Here is a 544-nt window from a genome sequence, read left to right on the forward strand (position 1 = left end):
GCAGTCGGCTTGCGACACGTTGTGCAGCGGGCTGCAAGCTCAGGGACTCAGCGTTCTTGAACGACAGTCTCAGGCGTTGCGCCATCAACAGCGCGAACTCGCGCCAGTAACGCGGCGTGGTGTCGAGGAGGCTTTGCAGCGCGGGCTCCGGCACATGCATGAAGAGCGCCCGGCTGACGGCGATCGCGTCGTGCGGACGCGGCAAGCCGTCGAACATCGAAATCTCGCCGATCCATGCGGTTGGACCGAGCACGGCGAGCAAGGCTTCCTTGCCATCGACGCCGACCGTCCCGATCGAGAGCGCACCCTCGAGCACGGCGTACAACCCATAAGAGGGATCGCCACATCGATACAGCGCCTGCCCTTTCTCCAGTCGAAGCAGGGTCGCATTGCGTATCAGATAGTCCTGAAGTTCGACGGGAAGGCCGCGAAACCACGGCGTCGATTCCAGTTGAGTACGATAGTCGGGCAGCCTGGGTTCCATTGACATCTCGAGGTGTCGGCTACGCGACAGATTTTACGCGGGAATGCCGACATCACTGTC

General features: G+C 61.8%; 1 protein-coding gene. It reads right to left on the reverse strand.

The window, feature by feature from the left end; genetic code table 11:
- On the reverse strand, nucleotides 1–484 hold a 484-nt coding region (locus tag AWB67_RS39285), incomplete at its 3' end, for a Crp/Fnr family transcriptional regulator (protein WP_087660953.1).
- Nucleotides 485–544: the final 60 nt, after the last annotated feature.

It is taken from the genome of Caballeronia terrestris (assembly GCF_001544515.1).
Lineage (GTDB): Bacteria > Pseudomonadota > Gammaproteobacteria > Burkholderiales > Burkholderiaceae > Caballeronia > Caballeronia terrestris.